A 22,449-nucleotide genomic window follows, 5' to 3' on the forward strand; every position below is an offset into this window, starting at 1 on the left:
TGGCTTTGCGGGGTCATTGCTGTCTAATTGACGACAATCCGAAAGGACATTTGACCCGCTCTCGTTCGTTCCTCAGGCGGTCATGAGCCTCGATAGTCGAGGCCGATATCCAGGATCGGCGCGCTGTGGGTCAGTCGACCGATGGAAATCAGATCAACGCCGGTCGCGGCAATCGCTCGCGCCGTATCGGATGTGATCCTGCCCGAAGCCTCGGTGATTGCGCGACCGCCAACGATTGCGACGGCGCAGCGGAGATCGTCGAGGGACATGTTGTCGAGTAGGACCGCATCGGGAGCGAAGCCAAGGACCTCCTCCAACTGGGCCATCGTATCGACCTCGACTTCGATCTTGACCAGATGACCGGCCCCGCTTCTTGCCCGCTCGAGCGCGAGGCGAACGCCGCCGGCGATGGCGATGTGGTTGTCCTTGATCAGAATGGCGTCGTCGAGACCGAAACGGTGATTGGATCCGCCACCGGCGCGCACGGCGTACTTTTCGACTGCCCGCAAACCGGGCGTCGTCTTGCGGGTGCAGACGATCTTGGCGCCATGTCCGCGAACCGCAGCGACGATCGATGCCGTTGCCGTAGCAATGCCGCTCAGATGGCAAAGAAAATTGAGTGCCGTCCGTTCGGCTGTGAGAATGGCCCGGGCCGGGCCAACCACGGATGCAATGACCTCGCCATGCGTGACATTATTGCCGTCTGCCCGCTCCACCGAGATTTCGACGTCAGGATCGATCAGGCGGAAGGCGAGCATCGCCAGATCGAGGCCGGCGACAACTCCTGACTGGCGCGCCGCCAGCACGGTCTTCGCATGGTGTTCCTTCGGTACGACGGCGTCCGTGGTCACGTCGCCGGCTCTGCCAAGGTCTTCGAGAAGAGCTGCCCGTACAAGCGGCTCCAGCATGATCGTGGGAAGTGGTGACAGCTTCATCACTTTGCCCCTTCGAGGCTTGGGGAGCGTGCGAGTTCCCGCGCTGCCGCCAAGGCATCGGCAAGAGTGAGTTCGAAACGTCGGGCGACGGCGGCACGATGCGGAAAGTCGACGCGGTAGTGAGCGCCACGGCTTTCTTCGCGCGACAAGGCGGCGACCGTGATCATCAACCCGACAGCCGCTGGATCCGATGCCGCGTCCTTGGCTTCGGCGAGCGGCAATAAGGCACCTGCTGTTGCTTTCAAACCGTCACCGTCCCGCACGATGCCGAGCGCGCGCGACAAGAGAGGACGCACGGTCTTTGGATCGGGGGAGGGGTAATCGTTTGTGATCGCCGACCTTGTTCTGCGAGCGGGGGTTCCCGCCACGCTTTCAGCGACCCAGCGTGCGCAGACGACGGCCTCGGTCAAGGAGTTGCTGGCGAGCCTATTGGCGCCATGCAGTCCTGTCGAAGCGACTTCGCCGCAAGCCCAAAGGCCTTTAACCGAGGTCCTACCGGAGCCGTCTACGGCAACGCCGCCCATGTGGTAGTGTTGGGCCGGACGAATGGGAATAAGGTCGCGCGCGGGATTGATGCCGGCTCCACGACAGGCAGATGCGATGGCCGGGAACTGTCGCGCGAATTCTAAGCCAGGCCGCTCCCGCGCGTCGAGAAAAACGCGGTGACCTTTCGCAAGATGGTTCCACACGGCGCGCGCCAGGACATCGCGAGGCGCAAGTTCCGCCCCTTGCACGCCCTGGAGAAAGGGCCGGCCGGTCTCGTCGACGAGAGCAGCACCTTCGCCGCGGACAGCCTCGCTGATCAGCGTCATGGGACGTTCTGGTCCGTCAAGCGCGGTCGGGTGGAACTGGATGAATTCTAGATCGGTAAGCACCGCCCCCGCGCGGGCCGCAAGTGCCAGGCCCTGTCCGCAACTGCCCAGCGGATTGGTGGTGTCGAGAAACAATCCACCGATCCCACCGGTGGCAAGGACGACCCGTCGTGAGCCGAAAAATACCGGTCCTATCGAACAGCTCGCCCAAACGCCTCGGATCGCATTGTCCTTCACCGCCAGCCGGCGCGCTTCCACGCCCTCCACGACAACAATCGACGGAGCGGAACGCACGGCCGCGATCAGAGCCCGCATGATCTCACGCCCGGTGCCGTCACCGTGCGCATGAACGATGCGACGTCGGCTGTGCGCGGCCTCCAATCCAAGTCGCAGCGACCCTTTGAGCGCACGGTCGAAGGGGACCCCGAAGCGCGCAAGCCCCTCGATCGCACTGGGCGCGTCGTGGAGGATGCGGCTTGCCATATTCTTGTCGCAGAGCCCGGCCCCGACCGCAATTGTGTCGGCAAGATGCAGCGTCGGATCATCGTCATCACCGAGGCTCGCGGCCAGACCGCCCTGTGCCCAGGTGCTCGATGTGTCAGTTCCGAGTAGCGTCCTGGACAGAAGAAGCACCGGCTCGGGCGCCAGATGAAGCGCAGTCATCAGCCCGGCAATGCCGCCGCCGATGATAATGGGCCGCCCGAAGAAGCTGCGGACATCGGCGCTCATACGGCGAGCATCCGCTCGACCGCCAGCCGCGCGCGCTGAGCGATCTCGGGCTCGATGGTTACAACATGGCGGTTCTCTTCGAGCGCTGCGCGGATATTGGCGAGCGTTATCCGCTTCATGTGCGGGCACAAATTGCAGGGGCGGATGAACTCGACTTCGGGGTGCTTGACCGCGACATTGTCGCTCATCGAACATTCCGTCAGCAGCACGACGCGTGGCGGCTTTTGCCGTTCGACATAGTCGGACATAGCGGCGGTCGAACCGGAAAAGTCGGCCTCTGCCACCACTTCAGGCGGGCACTCGGGGTGAGCAAGCACCACGAGGCCGGGATGTGCTTGACGCAATTCGCGAACGTCTGCGGCAGCGAAGCGCTCATGCACCTCACAATGGCCCTTCCAGGCCAGTATCTCGACATCCGTCTCGGCGGCGACGTTCTTGGCCAGGTATTCGTCGGGCAGCATGATGACACGCGGCACGCCGAGCGATTCCACCACTGCCCGCGCATTGCCGGAGGTGCAGCAGATATCGGACTCGGCCTTCACGGCGGCAGAAGTGTTAACATAGGTGACGATCGGCACATTCGGAATGCGCTGACGCATCAGGCGCACGTCCTCTGCGGTAATGGAGTCCGCCAGGGAACAGCCTGCGCGCAGGTCGGGGATGAGCACCGTCTTTTGCGGATTGAGCAGCTTCGCCGTCTCGGCCATGAAATGCACGCCGGCGAGCACAATGACATCCGCTTCAGTCGACATCGCCTGGCGGGCAAGCGCGAGGCTGTCGCCGACGATGTCGGCGACACAGTGGAAGATCTCCGGCGTTTGGTAGTTGTGCGCCAGGATGACGGCGTTGCGCTCCCGCTTCAGCGCCAGAATTGCCTCGATGTCGTCCAGAAAGGTCGGCCATTCGATTGGGGGGATGACGCGCCGAACGCGGTCGTACAGGGACGCACCCAAAGGCAGGACGGCGCTCATCGAGCCTCCAGTTATAGTCCATATGATTATAAGACCTATATATTCGTTGTGACTATAAGCGATGTCAAGCGCGCGCGAGCGGCAATTTTGTCCCTGCCACAGGTCTCTCGTCGAGAATGGTGTGGCGGAAGCGGTAAAGCTGCGCCGGCCGGCCGCCGGTTTCGGCGGTCGTCTCTCCGGTTTTTTCAACCAGCTCCTGCTGCTCGATGAGCCTGCGAAAGTTCGGCTTGTTGATGAGCCTGCCGGAGAGTGCTTCCACGGTTCGCTGCAGCTGCAGAAGTGTGAAGAGCGGCGGCATCAGCTCGAACACGACCGGCCGGTATTTGATCTTGGAGCGCAGCCGCGCAATAGCCGTTGCCAGGATACGGCGGTGATCGGCGATCATGGATCTGCCCGGCACCGGAGTAGGCTCGGCTGAAAAGCCGCCGCGCGTCGCTTCCTCCACCAGTGCTGCCTCGTAGAGAAGCTCATAGCGCTGCAGTACGAGCTCTTCGTTCCATGATCGGTCGTCGAAGCCGAAAGCGACAGCCGCGCGCCGCCGGCGATCGAGCCGTGTGGCGGTGTCGTCAGCGTCATCCGCCCATTCCCTCAGGCGCGGCCGCAGATGTTCTAGCACTACCGTCGGCGTGCCGGAGCGATGATCCTCCCACGGAAAATAGTCGTACCAGCTCGCCCAGCAGCGCCTGGCCGAGCCGCCCGCATCTTCGTCCCGCGTGAGCGCGAGATAGCTAATCGAGATTACGCGCTCCTCCGCGCCGATCCGATCGCGATCGGCGAAGGTGTAGAGCTGTTCGATATAGCCGAGCGGCTGGCCGGTCTGTTGTTCTACCCATCCCCTAAGGCCCGATTGCAGCGAACGGTGAGCCTGCTCGAACGGACCCGAGGGCAGTGCGTTTGCCTGCGCGATGGTGAGCACGCACGGGTCACTGTTAGTCACGGCGATGACAATGGCGATCAGGTCCGCCTTGACCGCGTTGGCGCCTCCAGCTCTGCCCTTCCTGCTTCCCTTTGCCTGATGGTCCATGATCTCTGAACTGGTTTGGCCGAGCCCTGCCATCAAAAGCAGCTGAACCGATTTAATTCGGTTTTCTACGATAACTGTCGACGCGTCAACATCACGCACCGTCGCGATTTTAGCTCTTCGCACCTGCACAAAAATGTGCCAAAGGCGACACTCGCGGTTGGTAACGCAAGGGAAGGAGGCCTCATTGAGTGCCGTTGCTAACACCAAGGCGATCACCCCCGCCGGATATCCATTCGCGAAAGGGTGGAACGCCGCTCGTCTGCCTTACTGCCTACACGACCCCGATTGCCCGGCTGGTCGATCCCCATTGCGATGTAGTGCTAGTCGGCGACAGCGTCGGCATGGTTCTCCACGGCCTGCCGACCACGCTTGGGGTCACGCTCGACATGATGATCATGCACGGCCAAGCCGTGCGCAGGGGCCTCGAGCGGGCGCTGATGGTCGTGGATATGCCGTTTGGCTCCTACGAGGAAAGCCCGGACCACGCCTTCCGCAATGCCGCGCGGCTGATGGCGGAAACCGGATGCGCCGCCGTCAAGCTGGAAGGCGGCGAGGTCATCGCTGAAACGATCCGGTTTTTGACCGGCCGTGGGGTTCCCGTCATGGCCCATGTCGGGCTGACGCCGCAGGCGGTCAACACGTTCGGCGGATATCGCGTCCAGGGCAAGGGAGAGGATGGCGAGCGCATACTGCGCGATGCCCAGGCAGTGGCCGAGGCCGGAGCATTCGCGGTCGTGCTCGAAAAGATGCCCGAGGCGCTCGCCCGCCGGATCACAGAGGAACTCGCCGTCCCAACAATCGGGATCGGCGCCTCGCCAGCCTGCGACGGCCAGATTCTGGTGGTCGACGACGTTCTGGGCATGTTCACCGACTTTCGCCCGAAATTCGTCAAGCGCTATGCCGAACTAGGCTCAGGGGCCGAGGCGGCGATCGGCGCTTACGCCGCCGATGTGAGGGACCGGCGCTTTCCGGCAGCCGAACATGTCTACGCCACCGCGTCGAGGGCCGGAGACGTCGCATGAGCGTGCCGATCGTTCGAACCGTTGCCGAGCTTCGGGCTGTTGTGGCGGGATGGCGGCGCTCTGACGCAAGTGTCGCAGTGGTGCCGACCATGGGGGCCTTGCATGATGGACATCTGAGCCTCGTGCGTGCAGCGCTTCAGAAGGCCGAGCGGGTCATCGTGACGTTGTTCGTCAACCCCAAGCAGTTCAACAGTGCCGCCGACCTTGCCGCCTATCCCCGGACGGAAAACCAAGATGCGGCAAAGCTCGCGCCGCTGGGCGCGCAACTGCTCTATGTGCCGGATGCAGAGGAGATGTATCCGCCGGGCTTCGCCACGACCGTTTCAGTCTCCGGCGTCAGAGAAGGCCTGTGCGGCGCGTTTCGGCCGGGCCATTTCGATGGAGTGGCGACCGTCGTTGCCAAGCTCTTCTTGCAAACCGGCGCTGATTTCGCCTTTTTCGGCGAAAAGGATTTCCAGCAGCTTCAGCTTGTCAGGCGCGTGGTCCAGGATCTGGATATTCCGATCACCGTTGTCCCATGTCCGACAGTCCGCGAAGCCGATGGTCTCGCTCTATCCTCGCGCAATGCCCGGCTCTCGCCAGCCGAGCGCGCCATTGCCCCAAATCTCGCATTGGTCCTGATCGAGACGGCTGAGCGGCTTGCGCGCGGCTCTCCCGTCCTGCCAACGCTTGCCGAAGCGCGCGCGGCAATTCTGGCTGCAGGCTTTCGCGACATCGAATACCTGGAGCTTCGCGGGGAAACAGATCTACAGCCAATGACAAGCCTTGACCGACCGGCGCGCCTACTTGCAGCATCTTGGCTCGGCGAAACACGGCTCATCGACAACGTCAGAACATCACCGATTGGTTCAACGAATTAACGAGGTTCTCAGCGTTGAGTCACGCTCCGCAAGCAGAAGAAGGAAAGCAATGGCGGCGATGAAGGGGACAAGATCGTACGCGCTGTATCGGTGCGCGATCGTTTAAACCGAGCCCTCTGCCTGGCATCGAGCGACATTCACGAAGGTTATGCAAAGCGCAGCATCGCGTGTTTGAAAACTTCGTCGAACAACTCTCTGCAAGCGTTGATGCTGCCGATCTCCGTGAGGCAATGGCATCCGCCGCAGCCGGCTTCGACTTTCCACTCTTCGCCTATTTTATTTACCCGTCGGTCCCCGGCGATGCGCCGCGCTTGATCTCAAACTACCCTTCGCGCTGGACATCTCGTTATCTGCAGCAGCGGAACCACAGCCTTGATCCGGGTGATCCTGCGCGGGCTGCAAGGCTGGGATACTTTTGATTGGGGCGTGGATCGCGCTCGGCAGTGTCTGCCCACGTCACACCAACAAATTCTGGAGAGTGGCGCTCAGTTTGGCATCCGCGGCGGATTGACGATGTCAATGCATGATCATCGCGGCCGGTTTGCAGGCGCTGACCTTTGCTTCCGACCAGTCCCGTCGGCCTCTTTGCGGTCACTGGCACGTTTATGAAAAAGCATTGCAGCTGGTGGCGATCAACTTTCATACCCATGTGCGGCGCAGGCTCGCCAACGATCGCGTGGTGGATGGCGTAACGCTCACCCCGCGAGAGTTCGAAATGCCTGAAATGAACGGCGCGCGGCAAGTCGCCTTGGGACGTCAGCCAGATCCTCGGCGTCTCAAAGCGCACCTGACCTTCCATCTGGAAAACGCCAAAGCAAAGCTCGGCGTGCGAACGATCAACCAGGCCGTTGGCTGCCTCCGGTCAGGCGAGATCCTGATCCTTGCATCGCGATAGCTGTAAACGTCTACAGGCTGCATCACCGGCGGCTTTGTCCTTCGATGGCGGAAACACATCCCGCACGGAGGCGACCATAATGGTGAATTGGGCTCACGAAGGCAGCAAAGCGTGAACTTACGCCGAAGCGTCCCGCACCTGGCTGATCACCAGCAGAAGCTCGCAGATTCTTGGCGGCGGCACTTAGTGCAAGGCCAAGGCTAAGCGTGCCGCCTCCGATGCGCCACACCGGGATACCGACCTTGCGCGCCTTGTCGGCAAGATTGGCCCGATTGCCAGCCGGGGAAGACCGCGACACCAGTCGGCAAGAGCTGCGGCGTATCGTCGTTGCGCATGAACGGTGCGGCGTTGCCGTGCTTTGTCCCGTCCCGGTTGAAGGCATCTGCGGCATCTTGCGAAAATCGGCCCGGCGGGCGGCAATGCGCTCGGCGATTTTGGCGACCTTGACTCTCGAACCAGTCCCGCCGTCGGAGGCGAATGACGATCTCCCGGATGGCGAACTTTATTGCGATCGCCGATACGCTGTATCGCCATGCCTCCAGCTTGCCGTTGGTTCCGTTTGATCCATCATGTAGATGGGTTTTCATCTAAACAATCGATTTTACGCAGAATGACCGGAATGAAAAAGGTCGCTCGGGAGGCTCTCTCCGTGCGCAAGAATAGAGCCTGAAGGGCCCCGAGACCGTCGTGTCGGCTGGTTGATCGCGACCGCCGACGCGGCGCAGTTGCCATGACGAAATAAAATAAAGGGTTATGTTTGCCGACTGTACGCAATAGCATTTTTGCCATTATTTTTTGCTCTGCTACCGTGCTACCGTGCTACCGTGCTACCGCCGTTAACGGCGTCGGCAGAGACTATCTTCGGAAACCTATCAGAACAATTCTTCGCTGAATTCGGCCCGCGCCGGCACACGTGTCACGGACGAGGGCGTGGCCATCGCCAAGTCGGGCTGGCGTCCGACCATCAACGGCTCCGCGGACATCGAGTATTCCAGCAGCCACCTTAACGGCTCGAACCGGAGCGCGCGCCTAACCAAAGGCAACTTCAGCGTCGAAATCGATCAGACTCTGTTCGACGGTTTTCAGACCAGGAACAATGTCGCGGCTGCGGGAGCGCAGGTCGGCGCTTCGGTCGAGAGCTTACGCAACGCCGAACAAGACACCCTGTTCAACGCGGCTCAGGCCTATATGAACGTAATTCGCGACCGGCAAGTCGCCGTGCTGACGGAGCAGAACCTGCAGTTCCTGACCGAACAGGCGCGTGCTGCGCGTTCGCGCTTCGCGGTTGGGGAAGGCACGCGCACCGACGTCGCGCAGGCCGATGCCCAGCGCGCCAACGCAGTGGCGAAGTTGAGTGTCGCCCGCGCGCGGGCGCTGGCAAGTGCGGCAACCTATCGCCAGATCGTCGGGGACGAGCCGGGGAAGCTCAGGCCGGCGGCGCCGGTGGCAAAATTGCTGCCGTCGAGCCTCGATGTGGCAGTCGCGATCACATCAGCCGAGCATCCGGCCATCCTCGCCACCCAGCTTCTGGTTGACGCGGCGGCGTTTTCAGTGAAATCGGCCGAAGGCGCGCTGCTGCCCCAGCTGTGATCCGCTCGTGCACGGCGGCGAAACGCGTTCGCTTGAACATCATCCTCAAGGAAGACACGGCGCACAGGCCGCGTCCTAGCATTGAGATTGCTTCCTCCCTTTCGCGGACTTGCCACAATTGGACGCCACGTCGGCAAGGGGCTTTTGGGATCCGCGCGACTGCGCCCGTATTCTACGAGCGGCCGCGGAGCCGGTTGGGCTCGACCACGATTTTGAACCGCTTGATCTTTCTCCGCTCTCATGCGGCAAGGACATCCTGCTGACACCTGCCGGCGTGCAGCCCGTGTTGCTGAGGGAGGACTGTCGGAGTCTGCAGATCGCCGTTTCCAATGCCTCCGTTCTCCGCCCGTTGCGGCTATATGTCGAGGCAACCGTGCCGCCGCGGCACCTGAAGTTCCAAGTCGCTGCCCTTCAGTTCCTGAATGACATCAATGGTTGCGGCCGCCTTGGCATCTGCTTGCCTTCCGCCGGAACCCCGCGGAGGGCGTCTGCGTATCGTGCTCCAGGCTTTGCATGGCTCGCTTGCCGGAGCATCCCAGGAGATCGCCATTGCCCTGTTCGGGAGACGGCGTGTCGAAGAAGATTGGTCGCGTCCGGGCAGCCATCTTCGCGATCAGGTGCGTCGCGCTATCCAAACGTGGCCGCTTCCTGATGGGCGGCGGCTACAGACAGTTCCTGGTGTAATTGTGGTGACAGCGTAGTAATTGGCTTATTTCAAAACGCGCAGGGATCTGACCGCATCTGCCATGACGGGCTTATTGTGCATTGCACAAAACCTGACGCGCCGTTAGTCTTAACGCTGCGGGAATTGGGTTGGGTAATACGGACGAAGCACTGAGAACCAATGCTTCGTTGATAGTGCATTCACACCCCGAGGACCCTGATGACCGTTACAAACCCCGACAAAGCCGGCGCTGCAAGCCTTGAGGCGATCGCGCGAAACGGCAGCATCCTGCATCGCATCGCTGTGCGTATCCCGACCTATCTCTCGGATCTTCGAGAGAATCCGGCTTGGCTGCCAATGTTCATGCTCGCCCGCACCATGCCGGCACGGAGAATGCACTGGCGTGGTGCAAAGCCTGTTCGAGTGTCGCAGAAAGCCCAGGACACGATGTTTGCTGGCGTCAATCGCCAGGATGTTGTCGACGCTCTGCGGTCGGATGGGCTTTTTTCCGGTCTCGTCTTGCCAACAATGGTCTCTGAAGATGTAGCCGCATTCGCCAAGTGCACACCTTGCTTCGGCAATTTCGACCGCCGCCTCGAATTCATGCCGACGGAGCATGCGGAGGCTGAGGTCCGGTTTGGCCGTCCGTTGCTCAGCGGCCACTATTTCGAGCGCATTCTGGGCTGCAAGGCGGCACTCGCCATCCAAAACGATCCGCTGCTCATGGATATCGCGGCGCACTATCTCGGCGGCCAGGCGAACCTGATCACCACGCGTGTCTGGTGGAGTTTCCCGACCGGCCAGGCCTCCGACGCCGACAAGAACCTGGCTTCGCTTGGCAAATACCACTTCGACCTCGACGACTGGCGGATGCTGAAGTTCTTCTTCTACCTGATGCCCGTCGACGCGGGCACCGGCCCCCATGTCTATGTCCGAGGCAGTCATAACCGCCGCGCCCTCAAGCACCAGCTTACGCTTCTCGTCGGCCATCCCGCGCAAGAGGTTCTGGACGTCTACGGGGAGCAGAGCCCGGTCACGCTGACCGGGGAGGCCGGTCTCGGTTTCGTCGAGGATCCGTTCGGCTTCCATATGGGTACCGTGCCGGCGCGCGGGCCACGGCTGATGATGGAAGTCGGCTTCGGCGTTTCTCCTCCATCGCGCCGCCGCTTCCATGGCGAGCCGGTGATCCGCTGATTTCGAAAAGTCCCGAAAAGATAAGGCTATGGCGCCATTCCAGTCTGTTCGGCGCCAAAGCGGTTGTCTGCACATCCGTTGGATGTGGCTGGCGCTATGGGTCTCGCCATGGCGCCAGCCAGCGCATGTTCTAATCGAGGTGAGATGGCGCCGATTTCCGCGGACCGGCTGAGCTGCCAAACTTGAATGAATCGGCTCAAACCGGGCGTCGATGCGCGACGATGACCTTGAACCGAGCTCGGAAGGATGCATGCAACCAGCTCCTGTCGCGCCATCCGCATCAGGTCTTGCCAACAGCCGATCTCGCGCGCGGCGGCGCGGGGCTAACGCAGGCGTACGGGGCGCCTGTAACGATAACCGGATCGGACGCGGCGCGGGCGTCGGCCGTGTGCTTGCTGGCGCGACCGCTTCGCCGACTTCCGGCAGCGCGCGTCGTCATCAAGTCCGCGTCGTCAAGCTGGATGGAAAGGGTCTTCAGAGCGCGCGTCGCCTGGAGGGTCGATCACCACAATACCGGCCATCCCCACTGCCACCTCAGCATGCGCAGTGATCGCTTAACTGGCCGGGAGCATCGCGGTCGTCTCCCCTGACATAGCTTGACGTGTCAACTCCCCGAGAAAGCGACTGAACGGAACGATGTCATGATGAACGCTGGCTCGCTCGAGGGCCGCCATATAGTCCGCGCGGCGTTGCACGGGAATGACGGTCCAAGGATAACTGCCGGCCGCCATCATGACGTTCATCAAAAACCGCCCCATGCGACCGTTCCCATCCATGTAGGGGTGGATGTATACGAAGATAAAGTGGCCGAGGACGACGCGCACAGCCGGATGCTCTTCTGCTTCGAGCATCTCAAAAAAGACCGGCATCGCATCCAGCACGGCATTCGGCGGTAGAGGCACATGCATGGAATTGCGGATGAACACGCGCTCGCTGCGATAGCCCGCCAGATCGCCGGGCTTGACGATACCGGAGGCAACGCTGGGGGCGAATAGTTCGCGGTACCACCCTCCATGATCCTCATCGACGACGCGGCCAGGGTTTTCATTCGACAAGACAGACGCCACGCTGCGTTTTGCCGCTTCGAAGGCTTGGTAGTAGCCGCGCGCCGCGAGCGCATCGCGATGCTCGCCGTCTTGCGAATTCATATCCGCATTCCAGGTGCCGCTTCGCACTCGATCTATCAGCTCGGGGCTGACCCGATAGCCTTCAATCGAAAGCGAGTGATAAGCGTCGGTCACATAGACGTCATCAACACGCCGGAGGTAGGCACCGGCGTCATTTGGACGTCCGGGCGCCGCCGGAAAATTCTCCATGACGGCGCCGCGCATCTCCTGCCACATCAGCCTGATCCGTCCGGCATAGGGTGACGTCTCGCGGCGCGGCAGCGACAACTCCAGCCGTGTATCGAACGGATCGGTTTCGCGAACCGTGTAATCGGCAGCCTGCATGTTGCGGACAATGTCATCTGCGATGCGCTCGCGGCCGATGTTACGGAATGCGCCCGCGAGGCGGCCGGCTATTGTGCTGTGACCTCCTTCGAGAAGTCGCGTGAGAATTTCCGATGCATCCGAGAACATCGCCAACGCTGTCCGCGCGTCGGTCGGTTTTTGCGCGAAGAAAGTGGGTGAGGCTTCAATGAGCGCCGCCGGTAGGGCGTAGAGGCGAAGACCGTCTGTTTCGGCAATGTCGCGGGCAGTCGGCATGCTGGCCCGCATGTCGAAGACCGACGTGCCGTGCAGAAGGGCAGTGGGTTTATTGCCTCCGGCGGGGGACCGCACCAGCAATTGGCCCGGGACGGTGCGATTGCCTGCATGAAAGGACAAGGAGGGTTCAGGCGCGATACACCAATCTTTGCCGAACCGACCGTTCAAATAGTTGGCGCAAAAATCCCAAAACGAGGCGTACCAGCCGGTGGTCTCACCTTGGCGCTGATTGGGATTGGCCGGAATATACCAGCCTTTCATGACTTCTTGCAGGAAGCCGCTTTTGAGGAGCCGTTCGCGATGGGTGCGTGATAGATCACTCGAACGGACGGCGACGATCCGCTGATCCTGCAGTTTCTTCAGGGCGGCGAGCGACTCGGCCAATTTCTCATGGGGCGGTGCCATTTTGTACGGTCCTTAGGTTTTTGTGCTGCGCACTTACTAGGTTTATGCGCTGCTCTCCATTAGGCAATTCAGTTGCGCGCTGATTAGGCTATTATGTTGCACCATTGTTAGGATATTGTGCAATGGGCATTGAGACGGTCGCTGGACCCGCTCTGTGGCCTGCGCCAAGTCGATGCGACCAAGAGCGAAACGCCATAGCGATGGTGACGCGATTCAGAATGACGGGCAATCGCTCTGCCGCTCACCTGCCTGCCCCAACGATCTGCCGACGCGAGTGGATTGGGAACCCTCAGGAAAGGGCTGCGTCGGCGGTTGCGTGGGAAGGTGCGTAGCCGGGATGGCCGCGCATGGCCGGTCGACCGAGGTTGTTGCTTAGTGCCGCGGTGTGAGCTTGCGTTCGGTAATGAGAGTCTCAGGCGCAACGAGGAGTTTAGATCAGGGCCGGCGTCTTGGTCTATCCATAGAGTGAATGGTAGCTATCCTTACAATCAATTGTACCGATATCACCGAATACTACTACAAGACCCTGAATGAAAGCGGGCCGGGTGGGTGTCCGTCTCACGTGGGCTGAAGCTGCCGGGAAAAATGCGGAGACGAACATGTGCGGGATTGTTGGCATTGTTGGACAACAGCCGGTGTCGGATCGGTTGGTCGACGCGTTGAAGCGTCTGGAATATCGCGGCTATGATTCGGCCGGCGTTGCGACGATCACCGAGGGCGCCTTGCACCGCCGGCGCGCCGAGGGCAAGCTCGTCAATCTCGAGACGAGACTGAAGGAAGAGCCGCTGAGCGGCAACATCGGCATCGGCCACACGCGTTGGGCAACCCATGGGGCATCGACGGAACGCAATGCGCACCCGCACTTTACCGACGGTGTCGCCATCGTCCATAACGGCATCATCGAGAATTTCGCCGAGTTGAAGGACGAATTGGCGGCGGCGGGAGCCGAGTTCCAGACCGACACCGACACCGAGGTCGTCGCGCATCTATTGGCAAGACACCGCCGGGAGGGCATGGGGCGAGGTGAGGCGATGCATGCCATGTTGAAACGCGTCAGGGGCGCCTACGCGCTTGCCATTCTCTTCGAGGATGATCCCGCGACCATCATGGCGGCGCGCAATGGACCGCCGCTGGCGATCGGTCACGGCGACGGCGAGATGTTCCTGGGCTCCGACGCGATCGCGCTTGCTCCCTTCACCAATGAAATTAGCTATCTCATCGACGGCGACTGGGCCGTAATCGGCAAGACGGGCGCCGATATCTTCGATTTCGACGGCCATCCTGTCGAGCGTCCGCGCCAGACCTCCACGGCCGTGGCCGATCTGGCCAACTTGGGCAACCATCGCCACTTCATGGAGAAGGAAATTTACGAGCAGCCCGAGGTCATCGCGCATGCGCTCGGTCACTATATCAACATCATAGAGAATCGCGCCGACATGGTTTCTGGCATCGATTTCGCCAGAATCCCGAGCCTGGCGATCTCTGCCTGCGGCACCGCCTATCTCGCCGGACTGATTGGAAAATACTGGTTCGAGCGCTATGCGCGCCTGACGGTTGAAATCGACGTTGCGTCCGAATTCCGTTACCGCGAAATTCCGTTGTCGCCGCAGTCGGCGGCTCTTTTCATTTCGCAGTCTGGCGAAACCGCCGATACGCTGGCATCGCTGAGATACTGCAAGGAGCTTGGGCTGAAAATTGGCGCCATCGTCAATGCCCGCGAATCGACCATCGCTCGGGAGGCCGATGCGGTCTTCCCGATCCTTGCCGGACCGGAGATCGGCGTCGCCTCCACCAAGGCTTTCACCTGCCAGCTTGCCGTTCTTGCCGCACTCGCCATCGCCGCCGCCAGGGCCCGCGGAACCGTAACCGAAGACGAGGTGCAGGCGCTCGTCAGGAGCCTCGCCGAAGTGCCGCGCGTCATGGGCCAGGTACTCAACAGCATCCAGCCACAGATCGAGTTCCTGTCGCGCGAACTGTCAAAGTGTCGTGACGTCCTGTATCTCGGCCGCGGCACCAGTTTCCCGCTGGCGATGGAAGGTGCGCTGAAGCTCAAGGAGATTTCCTACATCCACGCTGAGGGCTATGCGGCGGGTGAATTGAAGCACGGTCCGATCGCACTGATAGACGAGAACATGCCAGTGATCGTCATCGCGCCACATGATCGCTTTTTCGACAAGACCGCCTCCAACATGCAGGAAGTGGCTGCCCGGGGAGGGCGGATTATCCTCATCACCGATGAAAAAGGGGCAGCCGCATCGAAACTCGACACCATGCATACGATCGTGCTGCCTGCCGTCGACGAGATTATCGCGCCGATAATTTTCTCGCTGCCAATACAGCTTCTTGCCTACCACACGGCGCTCTTCATGGGCACAGATGTCGACCAGCCGCGCAATCTCGCAAAATCGGTCACCGTCGAATGACTGTGACGTTCTTATAGGTGGCGATGCTCGTCCATCCGGAAGCGCCAAAACGTGACTAGAACTGAAGCTCGGATGAAATCCAACAATCGCCATCCTTTTTTCGGCAGGTCGGGCAATTGCGCAGGGCAGCCGGATTGAGCTTGCTCAAGCCGACGTCAGCACAGAAGCCCGCGGCCCTTTCGGCTGTATCCTCGGCCGCCTCATCCTTTCAGTCTGCGAATAAGCATCGGCGGCTTAAAAAATTTGGTTAACAGCGGTAATCGATGTGGGACTCAAACATAAGCGCGTTTTTCGCTGCATCGACGGAAGACATTGGTCGAAGGCTAGGCTGGGTGGACGGTGCTGGAGGCTGCGGCAGGGGAAGTTCGTGTTGCTGTTCAAGAATGCCATCGGCGAGGATGGTCGCGTGGGATCGCAGGACGAATGCGGTACAGTCGATCAGGCCATCCCAGGGCAGGCAGGTTCTTGGAACTTGATCAGACGCAGGTGAGCCGCCATATACCGACCCGGCTGCCAATTTCAGGTGGCCCATTCCATGGATGAGGCCGGTCCGGCCGAATCGACGTCCATTTTTTTGATTGCTGGGCGCGCCAGGTCCGGGAGGAAATCTCCCGATTTATCCGGCGCTCCTTATCTTCTTGGAGGTGTCTATGAAGGATTCGCGCATTCCCGAGCCCGTCTTGGCTGCTATGTCGCAGGGGACCCACATCATCCGCGCTTATCGTGAGCACCTTGGATATTCGATCGGGGACCTCGCAGTGGCGTGCGGGCTTGCCGCTGAGGAAATCCAAAACATCGAGTCGGGTCTGAGGTACAACAACGGCTATCGGGATCGGATAGCGAGATCGCTGTCCATACCTGTGGGAATTTTTGAGGCAGAGTCGGACATATCGGACGCCGCGTGATGTCGGATAATCTGCAAATGAGTGGAAGATCGGCTCCTTGTGATGTGTAATTGCGACTGATAGTCGAAGCTTAAATCCGTTGCTGACCACAACGTCAAAAAAGAGCGCCCGGGTCCTGGAAACGAACAACGAGGAGACGCGAATGCCTTCTGGCGCAGTACCGCCAAGAGAATTCTCGTCCAATTGTCCGAGTCAAGAATTGCACACGGGTTCGCCGAATAGGAAGTTGGAACGCTTCTTCATGCTGTCTTAGGCGATATGGCCGCCCGGAGTACTGCGACACACGATAGCATCGGCTCGCGACGAAGGATTGCTAAACGGCGAACTCATGCTGGTCGGCAACGCGATACTGGCTGGAGCATCAGGTTGGCCGACGAGAGCGGCCCACCAAGTTGGGCAGGATCGGCCGACGCGGCCGACATCGCGCCGCTCTGACAAGAGCACAGCGAGCACCCAGACGCTGCCGGGTTGACTATGGGTGTCGGAACCGCGAAAAGGGGCCGCTCTTTATGAGTGGCGTGCGCCGGCAGTCTAACCCCAAGCCCCCCGCCCAGGCTGCCGGCGCGCTTCTAGGAACGTCGACATAGGGCACAACGTTTCCTTGTCCGACTACGCCTCGATCAGATCCTGAGCAGCCAGCCAGTGTTCGACCGTCGCTTCAGCCTCTGCCTGGCGCCCGAGGCCTTGCGCTTCCTCCAACGAGTCAAGCCGATCACCATGGGTGCCGCCAGTTCTGGTGCTCACCCACGTGCCATTTGCGATCTCGTGTCGGTGAGAGCACCGGAAGCGCCTCCCTGCTTGAAAAGGGCAGGGCGGCTTGCGTCGCCCCTATTGTTACTATTCTCCGCTGTGGTCGGAGTCTTCCCTTGGCTTCGGAGTCGGGACATTCGACTTTGCAAAAAAATAGGCCGCCGCAGCTGTTTTCGAGCGCGACAATCATGCCGGCGGTGCCGGCAACGATGCCCCATGCAAAAAATCCCGGATGGTTCTAGCCAAATGCTAGCTGCCCAGCGTATGTCCGGCATTTCGCAAGGCCCCTAGGAAGAGACTGGGCATGGCCGTTGGCATCGATCTTGGCCTGCATCGACAGAGGCATGCTGTTCTAGGTTTCCAATGGCGCAATGAAATTTGAGAAAGTACCATTGACGATGCAATCGTGGGTAACAAGGCCCTGTCTGTCCAACGCCGGCGCCGGTTTGGTCGCCCTGATATCGGATGGCTGCGACCCGCTGGACCTCCGCGTCACCGTCGACCCGCACGTCGAAAAGCAGGATACCGCAGCTCCTGGTGGCTATCTCCGCGGCTTTTTCAGCGAAGCTTAAGCAGAGAGAGCGGACGCTTTCGACCGCCATCTGGAAAACCATCAAATCCAGTTCATCGACTGCCATAAGGTAACTGCGCGCAACACAGGGGGCATTGCAATCGACGCACACGGCTTTCACAGATGTCGGCTCACGACCGATCATTTGGTCGGTCGGCCACTGACCGAGGGCGTGCTCCGGTTCGAACCGATCCTGAAGCGGAATGCGCGGGATCTACGGAACCCGAAGAGCCGGCTAGCCAAGTTGCCGCGACAATTGATGTCGTGATCATTCCAGGCATCTGCATTCGGCGCGGCTGCGAAAAAATCCCACCTGGTAAATCCGTTCTTTGCGGCAAGCCATCCTCGAGCCGTCTTGTACATGAAACCCTCGCGGTGGCGTCCCTCGAAGCTCGGCACCGCCGGGCGCTTGATCGAAGCGTCGAGAACCCTGTTTCCGAAGATCGGGACCTCTTCAGGGCATATTCTGGTACGCAAAGCCTTTGAACATCCACTGAAGCGTCCCGTTTCGCTAGTCCGTGTTCCCTGCAGGCCCACCGCCTGAGCGCGCCTTGCACACAGCGGCACGTCCGCGCATGAAACTTGTCCCCCGTTCACTTCACAAAATGGATTTCCTGAAGTACTGGGAGCGCAGAGAAATCTCCGGTCGCAGCCTACCCGGTTAAAACAAGGACCCAACAATGAAAACTCTCGTCGTCTGCTCCGGCGGATTGGACTCCGTTACTCTTGCTCACAAGGTGGCAGCGGAGTACGAACTCGCCGGCCTCCTATCTTTCGATTACGGCCAACGGCACCGGAAGGAATTGGGATTCGCCGCCCTTTGCGCTGAACGACTGAACGTTCCGCATCGCAGCATCGACGTCCGCCAAATCGGCCGCGGCCTTTCCGGCTCCGCGCTGACCGACAGTGTGGATGTGCCGGATGGGCACTACGCCGAAGACACGATGAAGGTCACGGTGGTGCCGAACCGGAACGCCATCATGTTGGCCACCGCCTTCGGTCTCGCCGCCGCGCACAAGGTCGAAGCGGTGGCGACTGCCGTGCACGGTGGGGATCATTTCATTTATCCCGACTGCCGTCCGGCCTTCATCGACGCTTTCCAGATGATGCAAGACCGCGCGCTCGACGGCTACGCGAAGGTTCGCCTTTTTGCGCCCTATGTGAATCTCACGAAGGCGGACATAGTTAGGGATGGAGCAATATACGGCACGCCATTTGCGCAGACCTGGTCCTGCTACAAGGGCGCCGAGCGTCACTGCGGGAGGTGCGGGACCTGCGTCGAGCGGCGCGAGGCGTTTCATCTCTCTGGGCACCTGGACCCCACCGACTACGAGGATTCCGACTTCTGGCTCGATGCGCTACGAAGGAGGACCGCATAATGTTCCGCATCACCAAGGAATTCCACTTCTCGGCCTCGCATCAGCTCACCTCGTTGCCGCCCGATCACCAATGCGCGCGCCTGCACGGGCATAACTACATCGTCGAAGTGGAGCTTTCAGCGAATGGACTGAACGACAACGGCTTCGTGCGCGACTATCATGATTTGGCGCCATTCAAACGCTATATCGACGAGAGCTTCGACCACCGACATCTCAACGACGTGCTCGGACATGAGCAAGTCACCGCGGAATGCCTGGCCAGACATTTTTATCTATGGTGCAAGGCACGCCTGCCCGAAACCTCGGCCGTGCGGGTGAGCGAAACGCCGAAAACCTGGGCGGAATACCGGCCATGACCGATACGCATCCCGCAATCCGCGTGAGCGAGATTTTCGGGCCGACGATCCAGGGCGAGGGCGTGCTCATTGGTTTGCCGACGGTCTTCATCAGAACCGGCGGGTGTGACTATCGCTGTTCCTGGTGCGACAGTCTCCATGCGGTGGACAATCAATTCCGCCATGAATGGGAGATGATGCCAATCGACGCGGTATGGCAAACCGTCGTTACGCTTTCCGGTGGCCGGCCAGTGATGGTGTCGCTGTCAGGCGGCAATCCGGCCATTCAGCCGTTTCGTGCGCTCATCGAGCGAGGCCATGGTGAAGGTTACCGTTTTGCGCTCGAGACCCAAGGTTCGGTGGTCAGGGACTGGTTTGCCGACCTTGACGTGCTGGTCCTCAGCCCCAAGCCGCCTTCAAGCGAAATGAGGACGGATTGGGCCACTCTCGAGGCGTGCGTCGATGCGGCGCAGGAGAAGCCGCAGATCGTGCTCAAGCTCGTTGTTTTCGACGAGAGCGACTACGCCTACGCGAAGGGCGCCGCGGAGCGATTTCCGCGCCTTCCAGTTTACCTGCAACCCGGCAATCACACGCCCCCCCGCCCTGGCAACGAAGACGCGTCTGTCGATCTGGACGGAATAATGAAACGCATGGAGTGGCTGGTTGAAAAGGTAACCGGCGACAGGTGGTTCGACGCCCGCGTGCTGCCGCAGCTGCACGTTCTGCTGTGGGGCAACAAGAGGGCCGTCTAGCCTGCGTCTTTCGTTGCACTGGAACTGCGTCTGCGGATCTTCGGTTAGCCGAGTCGGCCACCCATTGACGGCGTTGTCGGGGTACTTGCGGACTTATGGTACCGGCACCAAGAGCGCGGCCAGCCGAGTTTGATCCGACTTTGATGGGGCATCCTTGTGGTCCGAATTCAGGGATGCGCGCGATGGGCCCAGATTGTGCATGGGAGCATCACGACGACAGAGGCGATCCATCGAGCAATACATCATGGTCAACACGGCCTGAGGGCGCGGGCCAACGCTACGACACAAATCACAAGACCGTTGGCGACCTGGCGCGCGAACTCGATCCACTACTCGCATGAAGGTCCACGACCGACAACCCCTGCGCCCACTCAAAGGTTGGCGCGACGCTACCATTAAACAGTATCTCGTATCGCGATCCGGCGGCGCCTCCGGCAGCTCGTACAGTTCTTGCGGTGTCCTGCGCGAATGGGAGAGATTTAGCCGACCGACCGAAGCGCCGGTCGATAAGGTTGGATTGGGAGAGGACCATGAGTGTTCAAAGCAAGCGATTGACCCGATTTGGCATTGCGCTGGAAAACAGGCATGACCTTCGCATTGAGGAGGTTATGCGCCTCGGCGTACTTCGCGATGGGGTCCAGCTTCTCACGATAGAAATCCCGGTTACCGATCTTGGGGCAAGTGATCCCCCGCATCGAGATTGAATTGTCCAACGGAGTATTCCGAAAGAAAATCACCGCGAGAGTGAACTCCGATTCGCCCTTCATGTTCGACGGTGAGGCGTTGATCGCGACAATCAATGGTGCGACCGAGCACGTACCCTGCCGTCAATTTATTGGCCCAGACGGAGCGCCGACCGGTATGTACAATTTCGGCATGACACGCAAAAATGGCGCTCGCAGCTTCGTTTTTGAACATCATGTTTATTGCTGCTATTCTTGTGATTATTGCTTTAAGGAGAACGAAATGGGAGGTAATGGCCATACGCGGCGGGGGTAGCACAGACTACCAATCCAACTTCCAAGAGTGCCTCTCCTATATTGAGCGTAACGGTCATAACTTCAACAGTCTGTATGACTTTGTCTGGCCTTGCACAGGGAGCATCAAGGACGAAGCAAAAGAACTCGAACGGCACGCGGCACTCGCACGACGGCTGCGTGAAGCAGGCTATGCACACGACATTTATTTATCCCAGGTGGTTCCTCCGAGCGTCAGGAACGACCGAGTACGACGGATAGAATATCTTACTCAACTTCGGGAGGCAGGCGTCACACGGTTTAATACTGGTGTCGAGATAGTCGGCGCCCGAGGTGCGACGAAAATACATCCGCGGCTTTAAAGGCACGTATGTCTTCAGCGACTATTTGCCTATTTTCGCTGATGCGGTCGACGTTTTCGGTCCTTTCCGTGCCGGCAGTTGCCTCCTGACCGGAATAGAACCATCCGATAGTACGATGGCGGGGCTGAAAGCTCTTGCCGAGCTTTCCGTCGTGCCCGCGCCAACTGCGTTCACTCCGTGACAAAGCAACTGGCTACCCCCTTCTGTTTCGATCTGGACGTACTGCTTGACGCTCACGCTCGTTTCCACGCCCTGATCAAGCGTCATATGCTGCCGGTATTTTCGGGCGTGTTCAGCCTTGCCTGACCGATTTCCCATCCGACCTGGAACCTACGACCTTCGCGTGAGCTGACCCACTCCAATCAGCCAAGGGCGAGGAAAGATGAAACACATAGTACCAGCCTGTTCGGGCTTGATCGCACGGCACTGGGGCAGCGTGGTTGGACGCAACCGCTTCGAACGATACGCCGCGAACTCCATCCACGATATTGGACGCCCGCTTGGCTGAAGCGGTCAAGCAATTGATCGGCAGCCAGGTCGAGATCGTGGTCCAACGTGGCACCGCGCTTGGACTCAAGTCAGCCGATGGTCGCTTGGGGGATCGACCCGTTTTCTTTTCGAGATCCGCAGCTGGCGTCGACGGCTCGCATCCGGCGCAGCTGATCCGGGCGGTGCGGCCGCAGCACAGCGATCGCGCGCCAGGAGCGCAACTTGGGGCCTATGTCGCGACGCGGCCGGTCAACTTCCGTCATTTTGTGGAGCGCCAGACTATACGGGGTCGCAGCGGCAATCGCTTGGCCGCTGCCAGGCTGCGTGTAACGCCCCGAGCGACCTCCAATCTCCGACACTCGGCCCTTCTCTCGATAAGGTCACGCGCCAGCGGCGTGTGCAGAAATCCGCACAAGCACGGCGTGAGGTCCGGCGCGTTTCTCGCGCCGCCGCCATTTTGGCAGGGCGCTTGCGGCGGCCTTGGTGCAGCGTTCGATCGCAGCGCCGCGATGGGAGAAGCCCAGGAAGGGAGGAACCCACCGCAATCCGCTCAGGGAGACAAGTATGTTGAACCGGCCAGTCCGCAGCGCGGACGCCGCGCCTTGCAAGGCCTTCTACGCCAAGCCCTACGTGCAGGTGCTTGCCGCCATCGCCCTCGGCGTCGCACTCGGCTATTTCTATCCGGGGATCGGCGAAAGC

19 protein-coding genes and 4 pseudogenes are annotated in these 22,449 nt (G+C 60.4%); 14 read left to right on the forward strand and 9 right to left on the reverse strand.

Annotated elements, in window-relative coordinates:
• Nucleotides 1-80: 80 nt before the first annotated feature.
• The 4 genes from nadC to HNQ71_RS32705 form a co-directional block, all read right to left on the reverse strand.
• The gene (gene nadC / locus HNQ71_RS32690) at nt 81-935 is read right to left on the reverse strand and encodes a carboxylating nicotinate-nucleotide diphosphorylase (RefSeq protein ID WP_184878498.1); all 855 of its coding nucleotides are present in this window, start codon (nt 933-935) and stop codon (nt 81-83) included.
• Nucleotides 935-2,476 carry an L-aspartate oxidase gene (locus HNQ71_RS32695; protein WP_184878501.1) on the reverse strand — a complete coding sequence of 514 codons (1,542 nt, stop codon included), beginning with the start codon at nt 2,474-2,476 and terminating at the stop codon, nt 935-937. The genes nadC and HNQ71_RS32695 overlap by 1 nt, the downstream gene beginning before the upstream one ends.
• The gene (gene nadA, locus HNQ71_RS32700) at nt 2,473-3,447 is read right to left on the reverse strand and encodes a quinolinate synthase NadA (protein WP_184878504.1); all 975 of its coding nucleotides are present in this window, start codon (nt 3,445-3,447) and stop codon (nt 2,473-2,475) included. Before nadA ends, HNQ71_RS32695 begins: the two co-directional genes overlap by 4 nt.
• 64 nt (nt 3,448-3,511) lie before the next feature.
• Nucleotides 3,512-4,471 (reverse strand): NUDIX hydrolase, encoded by a 960-nt coding sequence (locus tag HNQ71_RS32705; RefSeq protein ID WP_184878573.1) that lies wholly within the window; start codon nt 4,469-4,471, stop codon nt 3,512-3,514.
• Nucleotides 4,472-4,655: 184 nt separating this feature from the next.
• On the opposite strand from HNQ71_RS32705, the pseudogene panB reads away from it, so the two are divergent.
• From panB to HNQ71_RS35260, 4 genes and pseudogenes are all read left to right on the forward strand, one after another.
• A pseudogene (gene panB / locus HNQ71_RS32710) lies at nt 4,656-5,493 on the forward strand (3-methyl-2-oxobutanoate hydroxymethyltransferase).
• A complete protein-coding gene (gene panC / locus HNQ71_RS32715) occupies nt 5,490-6,353 on the forward strand; it encodes a pantoate--beta-alanine ligase (RefSeq protein WP_184878510.1) in 864 nt (287 codons plus the stop codon). Before panB ends, panC begins: the two are co-directional and overlap by 4 nt.
• Nucleotides 6,354-6,520: 167 nt before the next feature.
• A complete protein-coding gene (locus HNQ71_RS35255; RefSeq protein ID WP_343068306.1) occupies nt 6,521-6,772 on the forward strand; it encodes an autoinducer binding domain-containing protein in 252 nt (83 codons plus the stop codon).
• Nucleotides 6,773-6,876: 104 nt separating this feature from the next.
• Complete coding sequence (locus tag HNQ71_RS35260; protein ID WP_246462321.1) at nt 6,877-7,248, forward strand: hypothetical protein; 372 nt, start codon at nt 6,877-6,879, stop codon at nt 7,246-7,248.
• Nucleotides 7,249-7,459: 211 nt separating this feature from the next.
• On the opposite strand, the pseudogene HNQ71_RS35265 reads toward HNQ71_RS35260, so the two are convergent.
• A pseudogene (locus HNQ71_RS35265) lies at nt 7,460-7,684 on the reverse strand (hypothetical protein); the annotation flags it as partial.
• Between the two features lie 452 nt (nt 7,685-8,136).
• Between HNQ71_RS35265 and HNQ71_RS32730 the strand changes: the two are divergent.
• The 3 genes from HNQ71_RS32730 (at nt 8,137) to HNQ71_RS32740 (ending at nt 10,696) form a co-directional block, all read left to right on the forward strand.
• Nucleotides 8,137-8,838, forward strand: a complete 702-nt coding sequence (locus HNQ71_RS32730) for a TolC family protein (RefSeq protein WP_484502682.1) — start codon at nt 8,137-8,139, stop codon at nt 8,836-8,838.
• A 431-nt stretch (nt 8,839-9,269) separates the two neighbouring features.
• Nucleotides 9,270-9,539: a DNA -binding domain-containing protein gene (locus tag HNQ71_RS35270; protein WP_246462326.1), complete on the forward strand. Its 270-nt coding sequence runs from the start codon at nt 9,270-9,272 to the stop codon at nt 9,537-9,539.
• A 182-nt stretch (nt 9,540-9,721) separates the two neighbouring features.
• On the forward strand, nt 9,722-10,696 hold the full coding sequence (locus HNQ71_RS32740; RefSeq protein ID WP_184878516.1) for a hypothetical protein: 975 nt from the start codon (nt 9,722-9,724) through the stop codon (nt 10,694-10,696).
• Nucleotides 10,697-11,250: 554 nt separating this feature from the next.
• Here HNQ71_RS32740 and HNQ71_RS32745 read toward each other — a convergent pair.
• Nucleotides 11,251-12,807: a Fic family protein gene (locus tag HNQ71_RS32745; protein WP_184878531.1), complete on the reverse strand. Its 1,557-nt coding sequence runs from the start codon at nt 12,805-12,807 to the stop codon at nt 11,251-11,253.
• 599 nt (nt 12,808-13,406) lie between these two features.
• Here HNQ71_RS32745 and glmS point away from each other — a divergent pair.
• Nucleotides 13,407-15,230 (forward strand): glutamine--fructose-6-phosphate transaminase (isomerizing), encoded by a 1,824-nt coding sequence (glmS, locus tag HNQ71_RS32750; protein WP_184878533.1) that lies wholly within the window; start codon nt 13,407-13,409, stop codon nt 15,228-15,230.
• Between the two features lie 650 nt (nt 15,231-15,880).
• Nucleotides 15,881-16,135 (forward strand): helix-turn-helix domain-containing protein, encoded by a 255-nt coding sequence (locus tag HNQ71_RS32755; protein ID WP_184878536.1) that lies wholly within the window; start codon nt 15,881-15,883, stop codon nt 16,133-16,135.
• Between the two features lie 609 nt (nt 16,136-16,744).
• Here the strand turns inward: HNQ71_RS32755 and HNQ71_RS35590 are convergent.
• Both HNQ71_RS35590 and HNQ71_RS35995 read right to left on the reverse strand, forming a co-directional pair.
• A complete protein-coding gene (locus HNQ71_RS35590) occupies nt 16,745-16,879 on the reverse strand; it encodes a hypothetical protein (protein ID WP_281391486.1) in 135 nt (44 codons plus the stop codon).
• A gap of 255 nt (nt 16,880-17,134) precedes the next feature.
• Nucleotides 17,135-17,523, reverse strand: a pseudogene (locus HNQ71_RS35995) (hypothetical protein).
• Nucleotides 17,524-18,136: 613 nt separating this feature from the next.
• Here HNQ71_RS35995 and queC point away from each other — a divergent pair.
• The 3 genes from queC to queE are packed head-to-tail and all read left to right on the forward strand — an operon-like array spanning nt 18,137 to nt 19,922.
• Nucleotides 18,137-18,835 (forward strand): 7-cyano-7-deazaguanine synthase QueC, encoded by a 699-nt coding sequence (queC, locus tag HNQ71_RS32760; protein ID WP_184878553.1) that lies wholly within the window; start codon nt 18,137-18,139, stop codon nt 18,833-18,835.
• The gene (gene queD / locus HNQ71_RS32765; protein WP_123169385.1) at nt 18,835-19,191 is read left to right on the forward strand and encodes a 6-carboxytetrahydropterin synthase QueD; all 357 of its coding nucleotides are present in this window, start codon (nt 18,835-18,837) and stop codon (nt 19,189-19,191) included. Before queC ends, queD begins: the two co-directional genes overlap by 1 nt.
• Entirely contained in the window at nt 19,188-19,922 is a 735-nt protein-coding gene (gene queE, locus HNQ71_RS32770) for a 7-carboxy-7-deazaguanine synthase QueE (RefSeq protein ID WP_183455159.1), read from the forward strand. Before queD ends, queE begins: the two co-directional genes overlap by 4 nt.
• A gap of 479 nt (nt 19,923-20,401) precedes the next feature.
• Here the strand turns inward: queE and HNQ71_RS32775 are convergent, their stop codons facing one another.
• A complete protein-coding gene (locus HNQ71_RS32775; RefSeq protein ID WP_184878557.1) occupies nt 20,402-20,722 on the reverse strand; it encodes a hypothetical protein in 321 nt (106 codons plus the stop codon).
• Between the two features lie 89 nt (nt 20,723-20,811).
• Here HNQ71_RS32775 and HNQ71_RS32780 point away from each other — a divergent pair, with 89 nt between their 5' ends.
• Entirely contained in the window at nt 20,812-21,261 is a 450-nt protein-coding gene (locus tag HNQ71_RS32780) for a hypothetical protein (protein ID WP_184878560.1), read from the forward strand.
• Nucleotides 21,262-22,314: 1,053 nt separating this feature from the next.
• Nucleotides 22,315-22,449: pseudogene (locus HNQ71_RS32785) on the forward strand (C4-dicarboxylate transporter DctA); the annotation flags it as partial.

This window comes from Mesorhizobium sangaii, assembly GCF_014207355.1.
Classification (GTDB): domain Bacteria; phylum Pseudomonadota; class Alphaproteobacteria; order Rhizobiales; family Rhizobiaceae; genus Mesorhizobium; species Mesorhizobium sangaii.

Bases quoted from the DNA above. Each gene is read 5' to 3' on its own strand.
- glmS (WP_184878533.1), top strand. From the start codon at position 13,407: ATGTGCGGGATTGTTGGCATTGTTGGACAACAGCCGGTGTCGGATCGG.
- HNQ71_RS32740 (WP_184878516.1), top strand. From the start codon at position 9,722: ATGACCGTTACAAACCCCGACAAAGCCGGCGCTGCAAGCCTTGAGGCG.
- queC (WP_184878553.1), top strand. From the start codon at position 18,137: ATGAAAACTCTCGTCGTCTGCTCCGGCGGATTGGACTCCGTTACTCTT.
- HNQ71_RS32745 (WP_184878531.1), bottom strand. From the start codon at position 12,807: ATGGCACCGCCCCATGAGAAATTGGCCGAGTCGCTCGCCGCCCTGAAG.
- panC (WP_184878510.1), top strand. From the start codon at position 5,490: ATGAGCGTGCCGATCGTTCGAACCGTTGCCGAGCTTCGGGCTGTTGTG.
- nadA (WP_184878504.1), bottom strand. From the start codon at position 3,447: ATGAGCGCCGTCCTGCCTTTGGGTGCGTCCCTGTACGACCGCGTTCGG.
- queE (WP_183455159.1), top strand. From the start codon at position 19,188: ATGACCGATACGCATCCCGCAATCCGCGTGAGCGAGATTTTCGGGCCG.
- HNQ71_RS32705 (WP_184878573.1), bottom strand. From the start codon at position 4,471: ATGGACCATCAGGCAAAGGGAAGCAGGAAGGGCAGAGCTGGAGGCGCC.
- HNQ71_RS35270 (WP_246462326.1), top strand. From the start codon at position 9,270: ATGGTTGCGGCCGCCTTGGCATCTGCTTGCCTTCCGCCGGAACCCCGC.
- HNQ71_RS32780 (WP_184878560.1), top strand. From the start codon at position 20,812: ATGGCGCTCGCAGCTTCGTTTTTGAACATCATGTTTATTGCTGCTATT.
- queD (WP_123169385.1), top strand. From the start codon at position 18,835: ATGTTCCGCATCACCAAGGAATTCCACTTCTCGGCCTCGCATCAGCTC.
- HNQ71_RS32755 (WP_184878536.1), top strand. From the start codon at position 15,881: ATGAAGGATTCGCGCATTCCCGAGCCCGTCTTGGCTGCTATGTCGCAG.
- HNQ71_RS32695 (WP_184878501.1), bottom strand. From the start codon at position 2,476: ATGAGCGCCGATGTCCGCAGCTTCTTCGGGCGGCCCATTATCATCGGC.
- HNQ71_RS35260 (WP_246462321.1), top strand. From the start codon at position 6,877: ATGATCATCGCGGCCGGTTTGCAGGCGCTGACCTTTGCTTCCGACCAG.
- nadC (WP_184878498.1), bottom strand. From the start codon at position 935: ATGAAGCTGTCACCACTTCCCACGATCATGCTGGAGCCGCTTGTACGG.